This is a genomic window from Rahnella sikkimica, assembly GCF_002951615.1.
GTDB lineage: Bacteria > Pseudomonadota > Gammaproteobacteria > Enterobacterales > Enterobacteriaceae > Rahnella > Rahnella sikkimica.
On sequence record NZ_CP019062.1, the window covers coordinates 3,395,367 to 3,417,634 of the forward strand.

General features: G+C 52.2%; 19 protein-coding genes and 1 pseudogene. 8 read left to right on the forward strand and 12 right to left on the reverse strand.

The window, feature by feature from the left end:
• Positions 1–11: 11 nt before the first annotated feature.
• The 3 genes from glgX to asd all read right to left on the reverse strand — a co-directional run bounded on the left by glgX (position 12) and on the right by asd (position 5,733).
• Positions 12–2,036 carry a glycogen debranching protein GlgX gene (glgX, locus tag BV494_RS15735; RefSeq protein ID WP_104923696.1) on the reverse strand — a complete coding sequence of 675 codons (2,025 nt, stop codon included), beginning with the start codon at positions 2,034–2,036 and terminating at the stop codon, positions 12–14.
• The gene (gene glgB / locus BV494_RS15740) at positions 2,036–4,222 is read right to left on the reverse strand and encodes a 1,4-alpha-glucan branching protein GlgB (RefSeq protein WP_104923697.1); all 2,187 of its coding nucleotides are present in this window, start codon (positions 4,220–4,222) and stop codon (positions 2,036–2,038) included. Before glgB ends, glgX begins: the two co-directional genes overlap by 1 nt.
• A gap of 407 nt (positions 4,223–4,629) precedes the next feature.
• Entirely contained in the window at positions 4,630–5,733 is a 1,104-nt protein-coding gene (gene asd / locus BV494_RS15745; protein WP_104923698.1) for an aspartate-semialdehyde dehydrogenase, read from the reverse strand.
• 217 nt (positions 5,734–5,950) lie between these two features.
• Here asd and BV494_RS15750 point away from each other — a divergent pair, with 217 nt between their 5' ends.
• From BV494_RS15750 to BV494_RS15760, 3 genes are all read left to right on the forward strand, one after another.
• On the forward strand, positions 5,951–6,544 hold the full coding sequence (locus BV494_RS15750) for a YhgN family NAAT transporter (protein WP_104923699.1): 594 nt from the start codon (positions 5,951–5,953) through the stop codon (positions 6,542–6,544).
• A gap of 73 nt (positions 6,545–6,617) precedes the next feature.
• Entirely contained in the window at positions 6,618–6,965 is a 348-nt protein-coding gene (locus tag BV494_RS15755; RefSeq protein WP_101077525.1) for a type II toxin-antitoxin system RelE/ParE family toxin, read from the forward strand.
• A complete protein-coding gene (locus BV494_RS15760; RefSeq protein WP_104923700.1) occupies positions 6,965–7,288 on the forward strand; it encodes a helix-turn-helix domain-containing protein in 324 nt (107 codons plus the stop codon). Before BV494_RS15755 ends, BV494_RS15760 begins: the two co-directional genes overlap by 1 nt.
• An 85-nt stretch (positions 7,289–7,373) precedes the next feature.
• Here the strand turns inward: BV494_RS15760 and gntT are convergent, their stop codons facing one another.
• Entirely contained in the window at positions 7,374–8,690 is a 1,317-nt protein-coding gene (gntT, locus tag BV494_RS15765; RefSeq protein WP_104923701.1) for a gluconate transporter, read from the reverse strand.
• Positions 8,691–8,937: 247 nt separating this feature from the next.
• Here gntT and BV494_RS15770 point away from each other — a divergent pair, with 247 nt between their 5' ends.
• A complete protein-coding gene (locus tag BV494_RS15770) occupies positions 8,938–9,453 on the forward strand; it encodes a gluconokinase (RefSeq protein ID WP_104923702.1) in 516 nt (171 codons plus the stop codon).
• Positions 9,454–9,599: 146 nt separating this feature from the next.
• On the opposite strand, the gene gntR is transcribed toward BV494_RS15770, so the two are convergent.
• The 6 genes from gntR to BV494_RS15805 all read right to left on the reverse strand — a co-directional run bounded on the left by gntR (position 9,600) and on the right by BV494_RS15805 (position 15,631).
• Positions 9,600–10,595 (reverse strand): gluconate operon transcriptional repressor GntR, encoded by a 996-nt coding sequence (gntR, locus tag BV494_RS15780; protein WP_104923704.1) that lies wholly within the window; start codon positions 10,593–10,595, stop codon positions 9,600–9,602.
• Positions 10,596–10,689: 94 nt separating this feature from the next.
• Complete coding sequence (locus BV494_RS15785; RefSeq protein ID WP_104923705.1) at positions 10,690–11,607, reverse strand: LacI family DNA-binding transcriptional regulator; 918 nt, start codon at positions 11,605–11,607, stop codon at positions 10,690–10,692.
• A gap of 12 nt (positions 11,608–11,619) precedes the next feature.
• Complete coding sequence (gene gmuD, locus BV494_RS15790; protein ID WP_104924818.1) at positions 11,620–13,002, reverse strand: glycoside hydrolase family 1 protein; 1,383 nt, start codon at positions 13,000–13,002, stop codon at positions 11,620–11,622.
• Positions 13,003–13,032: 30 nt separating this feature from the next.
• Positions 13,033–14,361, reverse strand: coding sequence for a PTS sugar transporter subunit IIC (locus tag BV494_RS15795; RefSeq protein ID WP_104923706.1), 1,329 nt, complete (start codon positions 14,359–14,361; stop codon positions 13,033–13,035).
• A complete protein-coding gene (locus tag BV494_RS15800) occupies positions 14,358–14,681 on the reverse strand; it encodes a PTS sugar transporter subunit IIB (RefSeq protein WP_101077532.1) in 324 nt (107 codons plus the stop codon). The genes BV494_RS15795 and BV494_RS15800 overlap by 4 nt, the downstream gene beginning before the upstream one ends.
• A 254-nt stretch (positions 14,682–14,935) precedes the next feature.
• Positions 14,936–15,631 carry a pirin family protein gene (locus BV494_RS15805; protein WP_104923707.1) on the reverse strand — a complete coding sequence of 232 codons (696 nt, stop codon included), beginning with the start codon at positions 15,629–15,631 and terminating at the stop codon, positions 14,936–14,938.
• A 576-nt stretch (positions 15,632–16,207) separates the two neighbouring features.
• Here BV494_RS15805 and BV494_RS15810 point away from each other — a divergent pair.
• On the forward strand, positions 16,208–16,705 hold the full coding sequence (locus BV494_RS15810) for a GNAT family N-acetyltransferase (protein ID WP_104923708.1): 498 nt from the start codon (positions 16,208–16,210) through the stop codon (positions 16,703–16,705).
• A gap of 23 nt (positions 16,706–16,728) precedes the next feature.
• On the opposite strand, the pseudogene BV494_RS26095 reads toward BV494_RS15810, so the two are convergent.
• Positions 16,729–16,898, reverse strand: a pseudogene (locus BV494_RS26095) (MFS transporter); the annotation flags it as partial.
• Between the two features lie 315 nt (positions 16,899–17,213).
• Here BV494_RS26095 and BV494_RS15820 point away from each other — a divergent pair.
• From BV494_RS15820 to BV494_RS15830, 3 genes are all read left to right on the forward strand, one after another.
• Positions 17,214–19,409, forward strand: coding sequence for an inverse autotransporter beta domain-containing protein (locus BV494_RS15820; protein WP_192938017.1), 2,196 nt, complete (start codon positions 17,214–17,216; stop codon positions 19,407–19,409).
• A 59-nt stretch (positions 19,410–19,468) separates the two neighbouring features.
• Complete coding sequence (locus BV494_RS15825) at positions 19,469–20,359, forward strand: SinI family autotransporter-associated protein (RefSeq protein ID WP_104923710.1); 891 nt, start codon at positions 19,469–19,471, stop codon at positions 20,357–20,359.
• A gap of 117 nt (positions 20,360–20,476) precedes the next feature.
• Positions 20,477–21,574 (forward strand): Ig-like domain-containing protein, encoded by a 1,098-nt coding sequence (locus BV494_RS15830; protein ID WP_104923711.1) that lies wholly within the window; start codon positions 20,477–20,479, stop codon positions 21,572–21,574.
• 27 nt (positions 21,575–21,601) lie between these two features.
• On the opposite strand, the gene BV494_RS15835 is transcribed toward BV494_RS15830, so the two are convergent.
• On the reverse strand, positions 21,602–22,258 hold the full coding sequence (locus tag BV494_RS15835; RefSeq protein WP_104923712.1) for a helix-turn-helix domain-containing protein: 657 nt from the start codon (positions 22,256–22,258) through the stop codon (positions 21,602–21,604).
• Positions 22,259–22,268: the final 10 nt, after the last annotated feature.

A 22,268-nucleotide genomic window follows, 5' to 3' on the forward strand; every position in this document is an offset into this window, starting at 1 on the left:
CTCCTTCTTTTTTATAGTGACCGGCTCTGTGGAGTAAAATCTTGTAGGACACAGAGGGTTTTTGCTGCTGCCCGCCATTGCGAGCCTTCCATGACGCGCCGGGGTTCCTCATCAAAAAGCACGCTGTTGAACGGCGCAACCGGCTGCCAGTTTCCCGGCGGCAGATGCAGTTCAACCTCATGCAGTGAGGCATTCACGATCAACAACCAGCGCCGCGACAGGCAGATTTGCAGCCATTGCTGCGGCCCCTGCTCCCAGTCGCCGGTGCTCATCGGTTGCCCCTGCTGATTCAACCACTGCACGTCCTCACTGCCGTCCTGCCACCACCGGTTTTGCGTCAGCGCAGGAATTTTCCGGCGCAACGCAATCAGCGCGGAGACATAGGCCGTCAGGCCTTCGTCGGCATTTTCCCAATCGAGCCAGGTCAGCGGATTGTCCTGGCAATACGCGTTATTATTTCCCAACTGGCTGTTGCCCTGCTCATCACCGGCCAGCAGCATCGGCGTGCCCTGTGACAGAAACAGCGTCGCCAGCAACGCCCGCTGGCTGAGACGGCGTTGTCGCAACACCCCGTCAGACGCTTCCAGCCCTTCTTCGCCGTGGTTTTGGCTGAAGTTTTCGTTATGCCCGTCGCGGTTTTCCTCGCCGTTGGCCTGATTATGTTTCTGGTTAAAGCTCACTAAATCGCGCAACGTAAAACCGTCGTGCGCGGTCAGCATGTTGATGCTGGCGTAAGGTTCGCGCTGCGCGGGATTGAATCTGTCCGCCGATGCCGCGAGGCGCCCCGCAAACTGCCCGATGGAGATATCGCCGTGCAGCCAGAACTGACGCATTTCATCACGCCAGATATCGCTCCATTCGGCGAAGGGTGCCGGGAAATTGCCGAGCTGATAGCCGCCTGTGCCGATATCCCAGGGTTCAGCAATCAGTTTGATTTTTGAAAGCACGGCGTCCTGCTTAATCGCCTCAAACAACGGCGATTGCGCGGTGAACGCCGGCGTTCTGCCGAGAAGCGTCGCTAAGTCAAAACGAAAACCGTCAACGTGACATTCGCGTACCCAGTAATGCAGACAATCGAGCGTCCAGGCGATCACTTCATCATTTGTCAGACGCATGGCGTTGCCGCAGCCGGTCATGTTGTTGTCCGAGCCGTCGTCGTTGAGCCAGTACCAGCTCGCATTGTCGATACCGCGAAACGAAATACACGGCCCGTCGATATCCAGTTCCGCGCTGTGGTTGAACACCACGTCGAGGATCACTTCTATGCCCGCCTGATGCAGCGCTTTGACCGCTGATTTAAATTCACTCAGCGCCGACACACCGCCCAGTCCGCTGGCATAGCTTTGCTCGACCGCACAAGGCGCCAGCACGTTATAGCCCCAGTAATTACTCAGGCCGAGGCGTTGCAAACGCGGCTCATCGGCATGATGCTGAACCGGCAATAACTCAATGGCCGTCACGCCCAGATGCTGCAAATATTCGAGCATGACCGGATGCGCCAGCCCGGCGTAAGTGCCGCGGATCGCCGCCGGAATTCGCGGATGCTGACGCGTCAGCCCGCGCACATGCGCTTCGTAAATCACGGTTTCGCCCCACGGCGTGGCGGGCGGTTTATCGTCTTCCCAGTCAAACTTACCGGCGACGACCACTGATTTAGGTGCCACGACGGCACTGTCTTTATCGTCCGGTGCATCGGTGCCGCCGGTGAACCGCGCGTTATCCAGAAGCACGCCGTCAATCGCCCGCGCGCTGGGGTCAATCAGCACTTTCTTCGGGTTAAAGCGGTGCCCGTTTTGTGGATCAAAAGGCCCGTAAACGCGGTAACCGTAGCGCAGCCCGGCTTTCGCCTCGGGTAAAAAGCCGTGCCACAAATTGCCGGTCCGGCCCGGTAAAGGCAGATGCTGCTCGCTGCCGGTCTCATCAAAAAGACATAACTCCACTTTTTCCGCATGCGCGGAGTACAGGCAAAAATTAACGCCGTTATCTCTGAGATGTGCGCCAAACGGCGCGGCCTGACCGGTTTCAAGCTGTTTCATTAGACCTCTTCTCTTCGCAAATAAACGGTCGCCAGCGGCGGAATGGTGACGCTGATTGAATGCTCACGCTGATGATGACCGGTATTTTCACTGTAAACGTCACCGCCGTTACCGACGTTGCTGCCACGGTAGAAGTGCGAATCGGTATTGAGAATTTCGTGATAACGCCCCGGACGGCTGATGCCAATCCGGTAGTGTTCGCGCGGAACCGGCGTGAAGTTGCTGATGACAATGATCTCGCCGCCATGTTCATCGCGTCGCGCGAAGGCAAAAATGGAGTTCTCGTGGTCGTCAACCACCAGCCATTCAAAGCCGCGCGGGTTGTAATCAAGCTCATACAACGGTGCGTTGGCCTGATACGTCAGATTCAAATCACGTACCAGATGCTGCACGCCGCGGTGCCAGCCGGTCGGATCGTCAAGCAAATGCCAGTCGAGGCTGGCGTTGAAATTCCACTCGCGCCCCTGCGCAAATTCACCGCCCATGAACAGCAATTTTTTGCCCGGATGCGCCCACATGTAAGCGTAATAGGCACGCAGGTTGGCGAATTTCTGCCAGGTATCGCCGGGCATTCTGTCGAGCAGGGATTTTTTGCCGTGAACCACTTCGTCGTGCGAAAGCGGCAGGATGAAATTCTCGCTGTAGGCGTAAAGTACGCCGAACGTCATGAGATTGTGATGGTATTTGCGGTGAACCGGATCCAACTGCATGTATTGAAGCGAATCGTGCATCCAGCCCAGATTCCATTTGTAATGGAAGCCCAGCCCGTTGGCGTCCGGCGGCATGGTGACGCCGGGATAATCGGTGGATTCTTCCGCCAGCGTGACCGCGCCACCCAGCTCGCGCCCGATGGTCTGGTTGGTATATTTGAGGAAGGAAATCGCTTCGAGGTTTTCACGACCGCCGTAATAGTTCGGGATCCACTCGCCGGGTTTGCGGCTGTAATCGCGATAAATCATCGAGGCCACCGCATCGACGCGCAGGCCATCAATGCCGAAACGCTCAATCCAGTAAAAACCATTTCCCGCCAGATAGTTACGCACTTCATGGCGGCCATAATTGTAAATCAGCGTGTTCCAGTCCTGATGATAACCTTCGCGCGGATCGGCATATTCGTACAGCGCGGTGCCATCGAATTCCGCCAGTCCGTAGGAATCGCTCGGGAAATGCCCCGGCACCCAGTCGAGGATCACGTTCAGACCCGCGTCATGCGCGGCGTCGACAAACGCTTTGAAATCCATCGGCGTGCCAAAACGGCGGGTCGGCGCGTACATGCCTAACGGCTGATAACCCCAGCTGCCGTCGAACGGATGCTCGTTAACCGGCATCAGCTCAATGTGCGTGAAGCCCATCCATTTGGCGTAGGAAACCAGTTGCTCCGCCAGCTCGCCGTAGCTCAGCCAGAAGTTATCGTCGGTATGACGCCGCCATGAACCTAAGTGCACTTCATACACCGAAACCGGCTGATTGAGCGCATTGGCTTTCTTTCTGGCTTCTGAAAAAGGCACGACGTCCGGGATTTTCCTCACGCATGAAGCGGTGTCGGGGCGCATCTGTGCTTCGAACGCATACGGATCCGCGCGCAGGCTGACATGGCCACGACAATCAATAATTTCGAATTTATACAACTGACCTTCGTGGACGGCCGGAATGAACAGCTCCCAGATGCCATTTTCACGGCGCTGACGCATCGGATGGCGGCGACCGTCCCAGAAGTTGAATTCACCCACAACGGAAACGCGCGTCGCGTTCGGTGCCCAGACGGCAAAACTGACGCCATCGACATCATCGAGCGTTTGCGGATGCGCGCCGAGTTTTTCGTAGGGCCGCAGATGTGTCCCTTCCGACAGCAGCCAGATATCCAGTTCCTGCAACAAGGTGCCGAAGCGATACGGGTCGTCAATCACATGGAGAGTGTCGCCCCAGCGCACTTCCAGCTTGTAGCGGAAAGCACTTTTACGCCGGGGAATGAGGCCGACGAAAAAACCACGATCGTCATAACGACGCAGTTCAGCGACCTGCTTACCTTTTTCTACATCAATGACCCAGACCTGATCGGCATCCGGCAACAGCGCACGAACTTCCAGCCCGGCACTGACGGAATGCATTCCCAAAAGAGAAAAAGGATCAGCGTAATGGCCAGAGATAATTTGATTAATGACGTGCTGATCGGGAAGTACAGACATGTATTTCGTCCTATGATTAATTAAATCAATAAATCAATAAAATCAATAAAATCAATAAAATCATTCAGGTATTCAATACGAAACGTGATCCCAGTTTGCTCCCCTTTTTCTTGTCACTTTGTGATCTGACGAGATTTCGTTTTACCAAAAAATGCGTGATGGCGCGTATGTTCACATTTTCCAAATAAGTTTCTGTTTCAGCTTCTCAAAGAGGCAGAGCTCTTCTACTAAGCATAGACAAAGGTTGGGTAAATCAGCGTCCAGAAACCGATGAATTTTTCGCAAAATGAAATTCAGAGAGTTGCGCTGGGAAAAGGCGGATAGGCAGTGAAGTGATTGATGATAGAAATAAAAACGGGACACCGTGCTGGTGTCCCGTTGGGCGTAAATCTGGGGGAGTGATGCCGTTAGAGCAAAATGCGCAACATGCGACGTAATGGCTCGGCAGCGCCCCACAGCAACTGGTCACCAACGGTGAACGCAGACAGATATTGCGGACCCATATTCAGTTTACGCAAACGACCCACCGGCGTATTCATGGTGCCGGTCACGGCGGCTGGCGTCAGCTCACGCATCGACAACTCACGGTCGTTCGGGATGACGCGAACCCAGTCGTTGTGCGAAGCCAGCATTTGTTCAATTTCCGGAATCGACACGTCTTTTTTCAGTTTCAGCGTGAACGCCTGGCTGTGACAGCGCAGCGCACCGATGCGGACGCACAGGCCATCCACCGGAATGATGCTGGACGTACCGAGAATTTTGTTGGTTTCCGCCTGACCTTTCCACTCTTCTTTGGTCTGGCCGTTATCGAGCTGTTTGTCGATCCACGGGATCAGACCGCCCGCCAGCGGAACACCAAAGTTATCGGTCGGCAGCGTGCCACTGCGGGTCAGCCCCGTCACTTTGCGTTCGATATCCAGAATGGCAGACGCCGGGTTTTCCAGCTCTTTCGCCACGCTGTTGTGCAGCATACCCATTTGGGTCAGCAGTTCGCGCATGTGGCGCGCGCCGCCGCCGGAAGCCGCCTGATACGTTGCAACCGACGCCCATTCGATCAGATCATTGGCGAACAAACCGCCGAGGGACATGAGCATCAGGCTGACGGTACAGTTACCGCCCACAAAGGTTTTGATGCCTTTGTCGATACCCTGATGAATAACCGCGCTGTTCACCGGATCGAGGATGATTATCGCGTCATCTTCCATTCTCAGAGAGGATGCTGCGTCAATCCAGTAGCCAGACCAACCGATTTCACGCAGCTTCGGGTAGATTTCATTGGTATAATCGCCGCCCTGACAGGTGATGATAATGTCCAGCGCACTCAGTGCGTCCAGATCATAGGCATCCTGCAAGGTCCCGGACTGCCCCGTGAAAGAAGGCGCGGCCTGACCGTGCTGAGAGGTGGAGAAGAATACCGGACGGATAGCGTCGAAATCGCGTTCTTCAATCATGCGTTGCATGAGTACAGAACCGACCATTCCACGCCAGCCAACGAAACCTACATTTTTCATAATATCTGTCCTGCCCTGAGGGTGATAACGGCTTAAAAAGCTTAATACGCGTTTGCACTACACAGGGGCCTTTTTATGAGGCACCCTGCTCTGTTAACGCGCTGGTCTCCCACCTTACAAAATGTACTAAAAGTGGCAAGTGAATTTAATCAATAGTGCAGCCTTTAATAGCAGCACAGCTTATATCTGGCGTTTTTAAACCAAATTTGAGGTAGTCATGACCGAAATGATTTCAGCAACTATTTTGCTGTTTTTAATTATGGATCCGCTGGGCAACTTACCGATTTTTATGTCGGTGTTAAAACATCTTGATCCGAAGCGCCGCCGCGTGGTGCTGATCCGCGAAATGCTGATTGCCCTGATCCTGATGCTGATTTTCCTGTTCGCCGGGGAAAAAATCCTGTCATTCCTGAATTTGCGTACCGAAACCGTGTCGATTTCCGGCGGTATCATTCTGTTCCTGATTGCCATCAAAATGATTTTCCCTTCGGAAGAGAAAAGCAGCAGCGGCCTGCCTGCCGGTGAAGAACCGTTTCTCGTCCCGATGGCGATCCCGCTGGTCGCCGGGCCGTCGATTCTCGCCACGCTGATGCTGCTTTCGCACCAGTATCCGAATCAGATGAGTCATCTCACGCTGGCCCTGTTTATCGCCTGGGGGTTATCGATGGGGATCCTGCTGCTGTCGAATCTGTTCCTGCGCCTGCTCGGCGACAAAGGCGTCAGCGCCCTCGAACGCCTGATGGGCCTGATTCTGGTCATGCTTTCCACGCAGATGTTCTTAGATGGGATCAGGGCGTATTTGAAAATTTAGAAGGGTATTAAATAGACAAAATATACCCATGTGGGTATATTTGTATTTCGAATGTTCAGGGATGAGAACACGGATGAAAACGCTTTTCTGGATTGGAAGCAGTAAAAAAGATTTGGCGTCATTGCCGGAAGATATTCAGGATTCTTTCGGTTACGCCCTGCATCTGGCGCAAACAGGCAGCAAACATTGTCATGCCAAGCCGTTGAAAGGCTACAAAGGTGCAGGCGTTTTGGAAGTTGTGGAAGATCTGTCAGGTGATACTTATCGCGCGGTTTATACCGTGAAAATTGCCACCGCAGTGTATGTCTTACACGTTTTCCAGAAAAAGTCCTCAAGTGGTATCGCTACGCCAAAACCTGATATTGATAAGATCAACGAACGTCTGAAAATTGCTGAAGCTCATGCAAGAGGACAAATTTAATGAAAGACCCCATTGAAGTTGAAATCAGCAGCGGGAATGTTTACGCCGACATCGGCTTATCCGATGCAGAAGAAATGCTTATTAAAGCTCAGCTTGCTCAGAAAATCGGCGAGCTTATGCAGAACCGACGCCTGACTCAGGCTGCAGCCGCTAAGCTTTTTGGCATGACTCAACCGAAAGTATCTGCACTCCTTCGTGGTCAGTTCCGTGGGATTAGCGAAGCGAAGATGATTGAGTGTCTTAATAAGTTAGGCCGGGATGTGCAAATCGTTATCGCTGAGTCCCGGCAAGTCACTGGTACGTTGAAAGTCGTATTTGCATAAAACGGCGACACATTCAGATATTGTAAATAACAAAGGCGAGCCAGATGGCTCGCCGTTTTTGTTTCATATCAGGGGTGAATTCGTATCAAACCACCATCGACAGCAACAGGCATCCCGCCAGGCCGCACACGGAAATAATGGTTTCCAGCACGGACCAGGATTTGAAGGTTTCGACGATGCTCAGGTTGAAGTATTCCTTGAACAGCCAGAAGCCGGGGTCATTAACATGAGAGAAAATAACGCTGCCGGAACCGACCGCGATCACCATCAGCTCAGGGCTGACGCCGGTAGTCGCAATCAACGGAGCCGCGATACCGCCTGCCGTGATCGCCGCAACGGTTGCGGAACCCAGCGCGAGACGTAAAACAGCAGCAATAGACCACGCCAGCAGGATTGGTGATAAGTGGCTGCCATCCATCAGGGCTGCAATATATTTCTCGATACCGCTGTCGACCAGAACCTGCTTGAACGCACCGCCACCGCCAATAATTAACAGCATCATCGCGATGATTTTGATGGAATCGGTCACGGTTGCCATGACGTCTTCCATCTTACGGCCACGGTTCAGGCCGAAGGTGAAGATGGCGATCAGCACCGCAATCAGCGTTGCTATCACCGGGTCGCCGAAGAATTCAGCGTACGCCAGAACCGGGTGGCCTTTCGGCAGGATCATTTCGCAAACGGCGCGGAATGCCATCAGAATCACCGGTACCAGAGACGTCGCGACGCTCACGCCAAAGCTTGGCATCTCTTCTTCGGTAAAGGTTTTCGGATTGAACAGGCCTTCCGGCACCGGTTTATCGATACCTTTGAGGAAGCGCGCAAACACCGGCCCCGCCAGAATTACCGTTGGCACTGCAAGCAGTGAACCGTAGAGTAAGGTTTTCCCCATATCCGCATGGAAAATGGTGGCGATTGCGGTCGGGCCAGGGTGCGGAGGCAGGAAACCGTGGGTCACGGATAACGCAGCCGCCATCGGCACACCGACGTACAACAGGGGTAAACGCGCTGCCGCGGCAACGGTGAAGACCAACGGCAGCATCAGCACGAAGCCGACTTCATAGAACAGCGCAAAACCGACGATAAAACCGGTCAGCACGATGGCCCACTGAATGTGCTCACGGCCAAATTTGGCGATAAGCGTTGTTGCGATACGTTGTGCGCCGCCGCAATCCGCCAGCATTTTACCGAGCATGGCCCCGAAGCCCATGATCAGCGCCAGGCTGCCCAGCGTTCCGCCTACCCCGTTTTTGATCGACGTAATGACTTTATCGACCGGCATACCTTGCATAATCCCGACCGCCAGAGCGACCAGGATCAGCGCGATAAAGCCATTCAGCTTAAATCGGATCATCAGTAACAACAGCAGTGCAACGCCCACCGCTACAATAACTATTGGCATATTCTTCCCCTCATGCGGTCACCGTGGCATCGTGGCCAGGCGGGGTGACGCATTGTTTTTAATTTTCAACATGTTGTAGGAATTAACAGTGCAACGGGTACAGACCGCGACCGCTAAAACAGCAGTGCATTCCTTTGTGATATTAGTCACATCTCCATTTGTTACCGGTATCATGATACCGGTAACATGCTAATATTAGGACTCACTACGCAGTCGAAATGTTCATTTTGGGATAGAGATCATACTTATGGCAGGACAAAGCATCATTCTGATGGGCGTGTCAGGCAGCGGTAAATCCACCGTCGGCGCGGCACTGGCCCGTGAAATTAACGCAAAATTCATCGACGGTGATGATCTTCATCCCCGCGCCAATATTCAAAAGATGGCCAGCGGTACACCGCTGAATGACGACGATCGTGCGCCGTGGTTATTACGTCTGAATGACGCGGCTTACAGCCTGCGCCATAAAAATGAAACCGGTATTATTGTTTGTTCCGCGCTGAAACGCCGCTACCGCGACGCGCTGCGTAAAGACAACGAAGGCATGGTGTTCATCTACATGAAAGGCAGTTTTGACGTGATCGCCGAACGCCTGAAAGCACGTGCCGGGCATTTTATGCCGACGGATTTACTGAGAAGCCAGTTCGATGCGCTCGAAGAACCGGGCGAAGATGAGCCGGATGTCCTGCGCGTGAATATCGATCATCAATTTGAAGGGGTGGTCGATCGCTGCGTAGCCGCCTTGAAAACATTACAGAAGTAACTGGCTATCAATCGCGCCGCTGAGCCGTCGGTGTCGCAGCCAATTTGGATTCGGATGGAGCGCAGGCCCCGGAGCGTACACGCAGTACGTGAGGAGGACGAGCACCACCCGGATTCAAAGTGGCAAGTAAACCAGGCTCATGCAGACTAGATGCTTCCGCCTGCCGAGATGGTGAACCCTACATCCACCATCCTCGGTACGACTTCTTCGCCGCGTAATCTCGCCAGCAGGCGTTCGGCGGAAATCTGCCCCATTTTTTCGCGCGGCGTGAGTACGCTGGCGAGCGGTGGCTCCATCGCCTGTCCCATGTTGTGACCGTGGAAACCGGCAATCGCCATTTGTGACGGAATGCTCAACCCCTGCCGTAAACATTCAAAGAATGCGCCCGCCGCGAGGTCATCGTTGGTGCAGAAAATACTGTCGATTTGCGGCCAGTCTTTTTGCGCCTGACGCAGTAATTCCGCGCCGCCGCTGTAGCTCGATGACCGGCTGGTCATGACGCTGTAAGGCTCCAGCCCGGATTCACGCATTGCCTGCTCGTAACCCTGCTGTTTGATGATCGTACGCTCATCCTGACGCGCGCCGAAATACACCACATGCCGGTGCCCGTGCGCGATGATCTGCTGCGTCATCTGCCGCGCGGCTTCGAAGTTGTTAAAACCGACCGCCAGATCCACGCACGGCGAGACGCAGTCCATCATCTCGACGACCGGAATTCCGGCGACTTCGATCATTTTCAGCGTACGCGCAGTGTGATGACGTTCGGACAAAATCAGGCCGTCGATATTGTAAGAAAGCAGCGATGTAAGACGCTGTTCTTCGCGCTCCTGGCTGTAGCCGTAGTGCGCCAGCATGGTCTGGTAGCCGTGAATATCCGTGACACTTTCGATACCGCGCAGCACTTCGGCGAACACCTGGTTGGTCAGTGACGGCAATAACACGCCGATGGCGCGACTTTTGGCGTTCGAGAGAATATCCGGGGCGCGGTTTGGGATGTAACCCAGTTCATCGAGCGCAGCCGAAATCTTTTCCTGCAAGGCGCTGGAAACTTGTTCGGGATTGCGCAAATAACGGCTGACCGTCATTTTGGTGATGCCCACTTTGTCGGCAACATCCTGGAGTACGGGCCTTTTTTTCTTCACGTTTTTCAATGAACTGGATTAAGGGGATCAGAGCGTAATGGTAGCAAACAATCGCGCAGGCGGGTATCCGTTGCTGCGCGACATGAGACGTGGGTCAGAAAGGGATGGAAAGCTGCCCGCGCACCGGTGCGCCCGCGTTCGCTGAAAACTGTCCGGCCAGCAGCGCCATCGCAGTTTGCGCCAGCTTTTCCAGCGGATACGTGATGGCCGGAACGGCCGATATCCCCGGCGGCAACGTGCTGTCGAGGCTGAAAACCATCACGCTGCCGGGTACTGCGCGTCCGTGTTGCGCGAGCTGTCGCAGGGCGTCCTGCGCGCTGGCATCGTCCGGCACCAGCAATGCGTTAAATGGAACGTTTTGCGCCAGCAGCTGCGCCAGCGCCTGTTCGCCGCTGTGAACCAGCCGCCGGTCGTACGGCAACAGGAATTTTTCCAGCGCCTGATGGTAACCCTGCAAGATTTGCCCGGCGGTTTCGACGTTTTCTGCGTTAATCAGCGCAATCTGCCTGCGCCCTTGCTGCAACACATACTGGCAGGCGGTTTCGGCGGCAAAGCTGCGGTCAAAGTGAATACTGCGGTCGGAATCTTCATCCAGACAATCAATGGTAATCACGTTTTCCGGCAACGGCGGCAGTTCAAAGCGTGCGCCGATTACGATCATCGCATCGCATAATCCTCTGCCGATTTCGTTAACCGAATGCGCCAGACCCGCCGCATCCGTGGCGAATCTGAGCAGCAAATATTTCTGGTTCAGTCGCAACTCTTTTTCCAGCGCGTGCAGATAACCGGTGGACTGGTTGATGTTTTCTGCCGCGCAAATCACGCCGATACAGCCGGTGGACTGCGTGGACAGCGACTGCGCAATCACACTCGGTTTATATTGCAGCGTTTCCACCGCCTGCATGACAGCCAGGCGGCTTTCCTCTTTTACTCCGCGGCTGCCACTCAGGACACGGGAAACCGTCGCTTTCGACACGTTCGCCAGCCGCGAGACGTCGTTTATGTTTGCCATGCCGTTCCTTTGTTAATCGAAACCGTTGTTTTCAGACACGTTCGCAAACCATTCGCCGCTTTTCTTCACCGTCCGTTTTTGAGTGGCGAGATCCAGCTGCACAAAACCATAACGGTTTTTGTACGCGTTCATCCATGACCAGCAGTCGATAAATGTCCACATATGATAACCGAGACAACCGCTGCCTTCCTGCAATGCGCGGTGTAACCATTTCAGATGTCCGCTGACAAATTCGATGCGGTAGTCATCGTCAATCCGCCCGGCCTGTTCGAAGCGCAGTTCATTTTCCACACCCATGCCGTTTTCGGAAATGAAACAACGCGGATTGCCGTAATTTTCGCGCAGATTAGTGAGGATATCGTAGATCCCCTGCTCGTAAATTTCCCAGCCACGGTGCGGGTTCATTTTGCGGCCAGGCATCACGTAGTTATCGAAGAACCATTCCGGCATGAACGGGCTTTCAGGATTCACCATACTGTCGCGGCACTGGATCCGGCGCGGCTGGTAATAATTGATGCCGAGCAAATCCACCACGCCCTGTTGCAACAGCGCCGCATCGCCTTCCTGACATGCCGGAAGCTGGCCATGTTTTTTCAGCAACTCCACCAGTTCCTGCGGATATTCACCGCGCAGCGCCGGGTCAAGGAAACTGCGGTTAAACATCAGGTCAGCAATGTTTGCGGCTTTCAAATCCGCCGGATTTTGCGAACGCGGATACGACGGCGTGAGGTTGAGAATGATGCCAATTTCGCCGCCCTGCTGGCGGGCGCGGTAAGCTTTCACCGCCAGCGAATGCGCGAGCATGGTGTGATAAGCCACCGTCGCGGCGCGTTTGAAATCCACCACATTCGGATAATGGAAGTCATACAAATAACCGCCTTCCACCGGCACGACCGGTTCGTTGAACGTGAACCAGTGCTTCACACGGTCGCCGAACAGCGCAAAACAGGTATCGGCATATTTTGCGTAAGCCTCCACCACGTCGCGGTTTTCCCAGCCGCCCATTTCCTGCATCGCCATCGGCATATCGAAATGGAACAGGTTGATAAACGGCTGCACGCCCTGCGCCAGCATTTCGTCAATCACCTGATTATAAAACGTGACCGCTTGCGGATTTACTTCGCCCCGTCCGTTGGGGATCAGCCGCGCCCAGGAAATCGACGTACGGAACGTGTTGTGATTGAGCTGTTTCAGCAGCGCGATGTCCTCGCGCCAGTTTTTATAAAACGTCGACGTGTCCTGCGGGCCGACGTCGCCGTGAAAACGCGTCGGTTGCTGCGAATACCAGTGATCCCAGACCGTCGCACTTTTACCGTGGCTCAGGGCTTCACCTTCCGTTTGTGGCGCAGAGCTGGCACTGCCCCACCAGAACTCTTTTGGAAATGCGTATTTCATCGTCATCCTCGCTGTCCGTTGCTTTGCGTTTTAACTGTTGACCGGTACGGCGTTACCCGCCGTTTGGGCACCGGCCTTTTCCGCTTCCTGTTTCAGTAACGTACGTTCGTACGCTTTCAGGAACGGGTAATACATCACTGCTGATAACACCATACAGAACAGGCACATAATTACCGGACTGAATGCCCAGTTTGCGGCCCATGACGCACCAATGGGCGCAGGCGTTGTCCAGGGTGTGAGCGACACCACTTGCGCGACCCAGCCGAGTTTTGTGGCGGTATACGCGAAAACGGCGTTGAGCATTGGCACCAGGGTGAACGGCAGGAAAAACACCGGATTCATGATAATCGGCGTGCCGAACAGGATCGGTTCGTTGATGTTAAAGAAGCTCGGCACCACACCCATTTTGCCAATGGTCCGCAGATGTACGGCTTTGCTGCACAACAGCAAAATCGCCAGCGGCAGGGTCGAGCCGACGCCGCCAATCAGCAGATAGTGATCCCAGAAACCTTGCAGATAAATGTGCGGCAGCGGTTCGCCCGCCTGCAATGCGGTCTGGTTCAGCGCCAGATTGGTCATCCAGAACGGATTCATAATGCCGGTAACAATCAGCGCACCGTGAATACCGGCGAACCAGAGCACCTGACAGATAAACACCGAAATCAGAATCGCCGGCAGGGAGTCCGACGCGGAAACCAGCGGCGCGAGCAGATGCATAATCGCTTCAGGAATAATCATGCCGGTGGTGGACTGAATAAACAGATTCAGCGGATGCAGCGTGGCGACAATCACGACAACCGGGATCAGAATTTCAAAGGAGCGTGCCACGCCGGTCGGGACTTCTTTTGGCAGACGGATCGTAATATTGCGGCGTTTAAGCAGCGCATACACTTCGACGGCGTAAATAGCCGTCAGGATTGCGGTAAAAATGCCTTCGCCGGAGAAGTATTGCGTTGAAATTTGTTTGTCGTGATAGGGCGCGGCCACCAGCAGAAAGGCCATAAACGCCAGCAAACCGGTCATGATCGGGTCGAGTTTGTAATATTTCCCCAGGCTCGCACCGATACCGACGGAAATGAAAAAGGTCATCACGCCCATGCTCAGATACCACGGCAGCATCAGCTGTTCGCGGTATTTCAGCGAGAGATCCAGCCAGCCGCGCGCGAAACCGTTGGTGGTATCCGGCGAGAATGGCGGGAAAATAAAGACCAGCATGAACGACCCGATAATCATGAAAGGCAGTGCGGCGATAAAGCCGTCGCGGATCGCAATCACATGCCGTTGCTGACCGACGCTGCCCGCCAGCGGCGTGATGTGCTTTTCGATGACGTTAACCATCGCCTGATAAAGGCCACTCATACGCGGCTTCCTTCCTGTGCAATCAGGCCGAAGGCGAAGTCCAGCACGTTATCGCCACGCTGCATGCCGTAATCCATCATGTTGATCACTTCGACCGGAATATTAAATTCCGCCGCTCTTGCCGACAAATCGCCCTGCATGTAACGCACCTGTGGCCCGAGCAGCACCACCTGATAATCACGGAATTTTTCGTCAAACTCACTGGCTCCGAACGCATCAATCTGCACGTCTTCGCCACGCTGCGCCGCGACCTCTTTCATTTTGCGAACTAACAAACTGGTCGACATCCCCGCCGAACAACAAAGCATGATTCTTTTCATTTTTGCTTCACTCCCAGATGATTTATGTTCTGCCCGTTTCTCTTGCTGAGGGTATTTGAATCACTTTGGAAACCGGTTTCCATAGAACTCAAAGCAATGTGCGAAGGGGGTCAAAGAATTGCCGGTCGATTTGTTGCGGGTGTGAATGGCGTCACGAAGCCGAAAAATTCAGCAATGCAAACGCGGGGAAAAGGACTATGGGACAAAAACAACAAAGGCGACCGGAGTCGCCTTTAGCGTGGTGCCAGAAATCATCAGACCGGTGGCAGGTCAAACAGCAGAATTTCGCTATCTTCGTCGGCATGAACGGACAACGCCGTTTCATCCCAGATAGCCAGCGCATCGCTCGGCCCGGCTTTCTGCCCGTTAATGGACACGGTGCCTTTCACCACCTGGATCCACACGCGGCGTTCAGCCTGGATGGTGTAAACCGACTGTTCGTCTTTTTTCAGTGCCCAGCGGGACAGTTCCATGTCCTGGAACACTTTCAGCGAACCGTCGCGGGCATCCGGCGAAAGCACCAGCTGGCGGCCTTGCGGCGCGTCAAACATCCGCTGCTCGTAACGCGGCTCCAGACCTTTTTTGTCCGGAATGATCCAAATCTGATAAAGGTGCAGTTTACGGTCGCTGTTTCCGTTGTACTCGGAGTGCGTCACACCGGTCCCGGCGCTCATAATCTGGAATTCACCCGCCTGAATCTGCTCTTTGTTGCCCATGCTGTCCTGATGTTCCACGGTGCCTTCGAGCACGTAGGTCAGAATTTCCATGTCTTTGTGCGGATGCTTACCAAAACCCTGCCCCGCATCGATGAAATCTTCATTGATCACCCGCAGCGCGGAGAAACCCATAAAGTTCGCATCGTAGTAATCGGCGAAAGAGAAGGTATGCCAGCTTTCCAGCCAGCCGTGACTTGCGTGACCGCGTTCTTGTGCCTGACGTAAGTAGATCATGTTCAACTCTCCTCAATGTTTTCTCTAGTCTAGTCAACGCCTGAGAATAAGAAAGCGTAAAAACTTCACCCCTCTGTTCAAAAAATATGAACAAACGCAGATGATTAAATCCAAAGGATTTGTAGAAGACATGAGAAGGATTTGGAAAAGAGAAATAGAGTTTTTTCGAAATAGTTCGTGTTGTGGGCAAGATGAAAAAAGGTTTTTTCCAAAATAGTTCGTGTTGTGGGAAGGCGGCAAGAAAGTGAATCCCGATGAGCATACATAAGTATGTGATTCGGGTGAACGCACGCAGCCAACGCATCCACGGCGCGAAATATGAAGGAAAAAAGGATAAAAAAAAGCCAGCACCCGGCTGGCTAAGTAATACTGGAAGCAATGTGAGCAATGTCGTGCATTCATGGGGACCCGTTTGACCTTGGTGTGAGGCCATCCCCGGAACGCATGGCAATAATAATCATTATCATTCGCACTTGTAAAGCATTATTTTTCACCCAACATTCGATTGACTCTTATCCAATTCCTGATAAATGTAGAGGATATTCAAACAGTAACCACAAAAAGAGGAGTGTCGCCATGAGCGAAATAGTCATCCGCCACGCAGAAGCCCGAGACGCCGAAGCGCTTCAACACCTATACGCTCAGGTTCCTGTGTACAGCGACACCCTCCAGCTCCCTTATCCGCCCGGCACCCTATGGGAAGGCCGTCTGGCCAATCAGTCTCCCGGCAGGTTTGCGCTGGTTGCCTGTATTGACGGCAAACTCGTCGGCAACCTGACGCTGATGGTCGAAGATATCTGGCGACGCCGCCATGTCGCGTCTTTCGGCGTTGGCGTGGATACCGGCTTTCAGGGGCGGGGCGTGGGCAGCAAACTGCTCGAAGCCGCGCTGGAACTCTGCGACAAATGGCTGAATGTGAAACGCGTTGAGCTGACGGTTTACGCCGATAACGAAGCCGCCATCGGGTTGTACAAGAAGTATGGTTTTAGCATTGAAGGCCGCAGCCCGTGTTACGCCATGCGCGACGGCGAGTTTGTGGATACGCTGCACATGGGCCGCATCCACGGCGTTTAATCTGTTCTGACATTGGCGCGTGTTTAGCGCGGTAAACGCCGCAGAACCCGCGCCAACGCGATAAACACCCGCAACGCCACCCCCAATAAATCGAATCAATCCCGGCCTGCACCATCAGCATTCCCGCCAGCGGGCCGGTGATCTCCAGTGATAAATCCAGAAACGCAGAAAAGGTCGCCAGCGCGCTGCCCTTTTGGGAAATAAACACCACGTCCATTTATGGACATACAAAATAAAAATGAATAGGGGTATTATTCATTCACCAACCAGATAGTAAATAACTTATTTAACTTCAGGCATTATATTTCGGAGATATTACTGCGCGTTGATATTGTAAATCCGGCAAGAATAAAGATAATGACCGCCCGAATAATACCTTCGGGTAAATAAACCGTCCATATTTGTACGTATCTAATTACTTGACAAAATTCAAACATATTAAAGCCTATATTAAATCATGAGAAAACATACGCCATTTAAATATATAAAGATCGCCTTTTGTATTTTGATGAGCTTTCCTGTCTGCGCACAAGAAGGCTTCGTCCTTCCTACACTGGGCAGCCAGGATGTATTTTCAGACAAGGCACCGGCGAATAACACCGAAAACGACAGCCAAAGTATCGGGAAAAAATCTGAGCAGATTTTAACAAACGAAGCGCAGCAGGGTTTCCAAAACCTGAGCGTCGAAGGGACGAAAAGCCAGCTTTATCAGTACGGAAAAGGTACGGCGACGCAGGCCGCACAGTCGCACATTGAAGGGCTGCTTTCTCCTTACGGCCACGTTAAAACCACGCTGAATGTCGGCGATGACGGAAGCCTTGACGGCTCATCACTGGATTATTTAATTCCCTGGTACGCCGGTGAAAGCACATTAATTTTTAATCAGTTTTCCGCGCACAGTAAAGAAGGTCGCAATATCGCCAATATGGGCGCAGGCGTTCGATATAACGTCAATAAAGACTGGATGCTCGGCGTAAATGCTTTTTACGATTATGACATCAGTCGTGGTCACCGCCGGGGAAGTATTGGTTCTGAAGTCTGGACAAATTTCTTAAAGCTCAGCGGGAATTATTATATTCCGCTCTCGCAATGGAAAACGTCAAAAGACTTCGATAATTACGAAGAGCGCCCGGCTAAAGGGTGGGATGTGCGTCTCCAGACCTATTTGCCAGCGTATCCACAATTAGGTTCTTCGCTGGTTTATGAACAATATTATGGCGACCAGGTTGCGCTTTTCGGTACGGATAATCTTGAGGAAGATCCTTCTTCCGTCACGCTCGGCGTGGATTATACACCAGTGCCTTTAGTGACGATTGGCGCAGGGTATAAACAGGGGAATTCTGATGAGAGTGAACTGACCGCCAATATCAGCGTTGATTACCATATCGGTACGCCGCTTTCTAAACAGCTGGACGCTTCGGCGGTCAGCGATATGCGGACACTGGCAGGCAGTCGTATGGACTTTGTTGATCGTAATAACGACATCGTTCTGGAATATCGCGAAGTGAAAGATCTCGATATTGATGTGTACCTCAAACCGACGAATACGGCACCGCAATGTATTCTGGCCGATGACCCCGATCAGGCGCAGGCCTATGAAGGCTGCCACTGGACATTAAATGCCGATATTAAATCTCACCGTAAAATCGCGTCGGCACGCTGGGTGCCGGTCGGTGGATATTCAGCCGAAAATACACTGGGCTTACCGGCGCTGTCGCCGAAATCCAACATCAGTACCGGCAACAATAACCACTGGACGCTGACATTCCCGGCGTGGGTCAGTTCGAAAGACCCGCACGCCAACGAATACGATCTGGCGGTCACGTTTAGCGATGATAAAGGCGACAGTAAACAGTCCAATATTGTGAAAATTAAAGTATCAGAGGCTCCGGTCAGCTATCAGTTGGCGATTACCAACGATCCTCAAAGCGATAAAGCCGTGAAACGTAATGCAAACGGTAAAGATACCGTCGATCTGGAAGCCAGTGGCGCGAAAGTTTCAGGTTTACAAGGCGAAACGACGGCGCTGACGGGCGAAAACCTGAACATGAATTTCCATGCTTATGCCGTTTCGGATAAAAACCATGAGCACGAGATTAAAATCCACGCGTCAAAAGAGGATTGCGATAAGAATACCGGCGGCCTTTATTACGTGAATGCACCGGATAAAGGGAAATCGACGATTGCCAGTACGTTACCCGGTATTTTCTCCCTTATTGCCACACCGGAGAATAATGAAAATCAGCAAACTAATCCGGTTGTAGTGGATTTTAATGCCGGAAATAAAGAAATCGTCACGGCCATTGTTGATAAACAAAACCCGGATGTGAATCTGACGGCAACAAAAGGGAACCTTCTTTTATTAGGCCACGAATATGAATTCAGGGTGGCGTATGACAGTAATAAAAATGGTCAGTGGGATGCCACAGACCGGGAAACGATTTCTGATACAGACAAGACACCGATTATTTCCCTGGTGAATTACAAATGGCTGTTTGATGGAATGAATCCACAAGGCGAAAAAGGCGGTTATGCCGCCAGTAATACGGATAACCAAAACCTGGTTATTCCGCAAACCAATGCGCAGGCCACTGCGGTATTAGCATCGGCAGGAAAAAGCGGTGTTCAGGGATTTGAACTGAGAGTCGATTTTGAGTTATCCGATGCTGGCTCGAAACTTTTGAAGAGTCTCTCAGCCAATTAAACCCGTACAAATACAGTTTTAAACATTAACCGAATATAAACTTACAGAGTGATATTGATATGAAACGATTTAATAAAACCCTTCTGGCCAGCCTGTTATTTGTCGGCTGCTCACACATTGCTTTAGCTGATATGACAGATTCTGCCGGCCAGTTGATCGGTACCGTTCCTGTCATTAAAGGCACTGAAAGCGGACAAACCGATCACAGCGTGTCTTTCTCGAACGGTCACGAAAGTGGCTCAACCGAGGCGATGTCTCCGGGCGATAAAATCAGCCTCAATTATACGTTTAAAGACGCAGAAGGTGACATTGACGTCAGTAAAGCGACCATCAAGTGGTACACCACCAGCGACGGCAAAGGGGCCGATAAAACGGAATTAGCCGGCGACGGTCAGGATTCATACGTGTTGAAGGAAACCGATGCAGGCCGCTACCTGGGTGTTGAAATTACTGAAAAAACCTCAACAGGTATTCCATCAATGGGGCAACTGATTTCGATCATGGATGTCAGCGGCAACACCACCACCGATAACATTCCTGATGGTCCGGTTGTCGGCGGTACGATCGGCGTGATGATTGCTGATTCTGCGGCACCAACCGTTAACCTGATTGGTAAAGCCAACAGCGAACTGCTGGTTGGCCACACTTACCAGTTCAAAACCTGGTATGACGTCAACAATAACCATATCTGGGATGCCGGCGAGCTTGAAGCAACCAGTAATTACGCCTACAAATGGGTCTTCGACGGTACCAGCGCCACGACGCATACCGCTGGCGGTTACGCAGTATCTGCAACGAATAATAAAGATCTGGTTATTCCTGCGACGAATGCTCAGGCCACTTCTGTCTTCGCGACAGCGGGCGCAGACGGTGTTCAGGGTTACAGCCTGAAAGTTGATTACTCACCATTACTGAAATCAGTAAAAGCCGTTAAGTCCGTTAAGAAATAATTAACGTTGGAGAATAATCAGATTATCTAAAGCGTTACGTCAGGAAAGTTGGGCACGACAGTGCTCAACTTTTCACATCCTCAGAGCCATTGACTGCTCAAAAATCAGGATGAAATTATGTTTTCACAATATTTTAAATTATCAGGACTTTCTCTCCTGATATTAATCGCCTTCAATACGCAGTGTCAGGCAGAGGCAACAGAACCGCAGGCCGGTATTCTGATGACCGAAGCAACAGGTATTTTGCGTGGCACTCCTCCGGTCATCAAAAATAATACCGGAGAGAACAACAAAGTTGATTTCAAAAAAATCAGCGAGCATGACGACAATGACGAACTCGACGAAGGCGATATCGTCGCATTAACCTGGCAATTACAGGATAACGAGGGGGATGCCGATGCCACGTTAGCGTCCGTCGTCTGGACCTGCGATCATCCGACTAAAGGCACCCGCGTTCTGGCGACACAAGTTAACAGTTATACGATTACCTCCGCTGATTATGGCTGCAATATTGGCGTAGCTTTACAACCTGAAACTGAAACGGGTATTCCCCGCACCGGCGAAGCGCTTACGGTGGCGGATGTCAGCGCCTATGACGACGGCGATAATATTATTGAAGGGCCAGTCAATCCCCATTCAGTTAATTTCACGGATTATATTGTTGCACCAGGAACCAGCGAGAGTAAAACCGTCAGCCCGGATAACATCCTGAATACCGGTTGGGCCGGGGCGAAAGTTCAGCTGGAAACCGATAACCCTGAATCGCAAATAATCTGGGCCAGCAGTAATAAAAGTGTCGCAACCGTATCAGAGGACGGCGTTGTTACATTTCTCACGAAGGGGCCGGTTACGATCCAGGCCAGGAATGATAAAGCGATTGCCCGTATAAAATTTGATCCGAAGGAATTTTTTGACTTCAGCAGCGTCAAAATGAACTGGCAGGATGCAAAAAACTGGTGTGAAACTCAGGGTTATACGATGCCAGCCAGAGAGCAGTTATCAGTGGGGAGTGAATTGCGTGAAATACCCGCAAATTCCATCTGGCAGGAGTGGGGAGATGTCAGCCAGCAGGGCGCAAAAATGGGTTCCAGTGTTGTATGGTCATCCACAGAATGGGTTGATGCTGACAATGCCTATTATCTCTATTTTTCCGACGGACATATGACATCAAACAGCGAAACGGTGAAAGAAGGGGTTATTTGCGTAGAAGAGTAAAATACGCCGATTCGTTTGCTATTCGTTTTAATAGTCGCGCGGGAATTTTTTGAGAATTGCAATCAGTTTACCGTTCTCAATATCTATATATTCACCCTGGCGAAGATCGGACAGAATTTTCATCACCCCGCTCCGGGCCAGGTGAGTATGCTCGTGAATATAATTAAACACGCTGGTACGCAGCCTTTGCTCAGGCGGCATCATCTCTAATTCAAAAAGGAATGCACAAACGATCTGGTACGTCGATTTGCTGATCAGCAAATTGGTCCGGTATGCCAGGAAGTCGCTGAGGTACGTCTGGAAATCCAGCACTTCTTTGAAAAGCCGCCGTTCGCCGACGAGCTCCATTGCGCGGGAGTAGGGTAAAGACTCGAGCACAGCCCCTTTTTCACTTCTGAACTGATACAGGCTGTAGCGGAACGGCGAGCCCTGCATTCCAAATAAATTAGGCGCGGCAGCTCTGACAAAGCGCAAATTATCCGCCGTCCGGTAAATATTCAGCGCGCCCTCTAAAACCAAAATAACCCTTGGCTCTCCGTTCGCGAGCTGCAAATCGATAACAGAGCCTTTCCCCTTTGTCTCAATGGCCGTCGACTCGGTACGAAAAGCCGCGATGAGTTTATTTATCACCTCGGTCGGTTTTGACATAGGCGTTGAGAAGTCAGGAACTGAGTTTTTATCCATGTTGTACGCC

Bases quoted from the DNA above. Each gene is read 5' to 3' on its own strand.
- BV494_RS15785 (WP_104923705.1), bottom strand. From the start codon at position 11,607: ATGGCAAACATAAACGACGTCTCGCGGCTGGCGAACGTGTCGAAAGCG.
- BV494_RS15810 (WP_104923708.1), top strand. From the start codon at position 16,208: ATGAGCGAAATAGTCATCCGCCACGCAGAAGCCCGAGACGCCGAAGCG.
- glgX (WP_104923696.1), bottom strand. From the start codon at position 2,036: ATGAAACAGCTTGAAACCGGTCAGGCCGCGCCGTTTGGCGCACATCTC.
- BV494_RS15795 (WP_104923706.1), bottom strand. From the start codon at position 14,361: ATGAGTGGCCTTTATCAGGCGATGGTTAACGTCATCGAAAAGCACATC.
- BV494_RS15805 (WP_104923707.1), bottom strand. From the start codon at position 15,631: ATGATCTACTTACGTCAGGCACAAGAACGCGGTCACGCAAGTCACGGC.
- gmuD (WP_104924818.1), bottom strand. From the start codon at position 13,002: ATGAAATACGCATTTCCAAAAGAGTTCTGGTGGGGCAGTGCCAGCTCT.
- glgB (WP_104923697.1), bottom strand. From the start codon at position 4,222: ATGTCTGTACTTCCCGATCAGCACGTCATTAATCAAATTATCTCTGGC.
- BV494_RS15830 (WP_104923711.1), top strand. From the start codon at position 20,477: ATGTTTTCACAATATTTTAAATTATCAGGACTTTCTCTCCTGATATTA.
- BV494_RS15750 (WP_104923699.1), top strand. From the start codon at position 5,951: ATGACCGAAATGATTTCAGCAACTATTTTGCTGTTTTTAATTATGGAT.
- asd (WP_104923698.1), bottom strand. From the start codon at position 5,733: ATGAAAAATGTAGGTTTCGTTGGCTGGCGTGGAATGGTCGGTTCTGTA.
- BV494_RS15760 (WP_104923700.1), top strand. From the start codon at position 6,965: ATGAAAGACCCCATTGAAGTTGAAATCAGCAGCGGGAATGTTTACGCC.
- gntT (WP_104923701.1), bottom strand. From the start codon at position 8,690: ATGCCAATAGTTATTGTAGCGGTGGGCGTTGCACTGCTGTTGTTACTG.
- BV494_RS15820 (WP_192938017.1), top strand. From the start codon at position 17,214: ATGAGCTTTCCTGTCTGCGCACAAGAAGGCTTCGTCCTTCCTACACTG.
- BV494_RS15835 (WP_104923712.1), bottom strand. From the start codon at position 22,258: ATGGATAAAAACTCAGTTCCTGACTTCTCAACGCCTATGTCAAAACCG.
- BV494_RS15770 (WP_104923702.1), top strand. From the start codon at position 8,938: ATGGCAGGACAAAGCATCATTCTGATGGGCGTGTCAGGCAGCGGTAAA.
- BV494_RS15755 (WP_101077525.1), top strand. From the start codon at position 6,618: ATGAAAACGCTTTTCTGGATTGGAAGCAGTAAAAAAGATTTGGCGTCA.
- BV494_RS15800 (WP_101077532.1), bottom strand. From the start codon at position 14,681: ATGAAAAGAATCATGCTTTGTTGTTCGGCGGGGATGTCGACCAGTTTG.
- BV494_RS15825 (WP_104923710.1), top strand. From the start codon at position 19,469: ATGAAACGATTTAATAAAACCCTTCTGGCCAGCCTGTTATTTGTCGGC.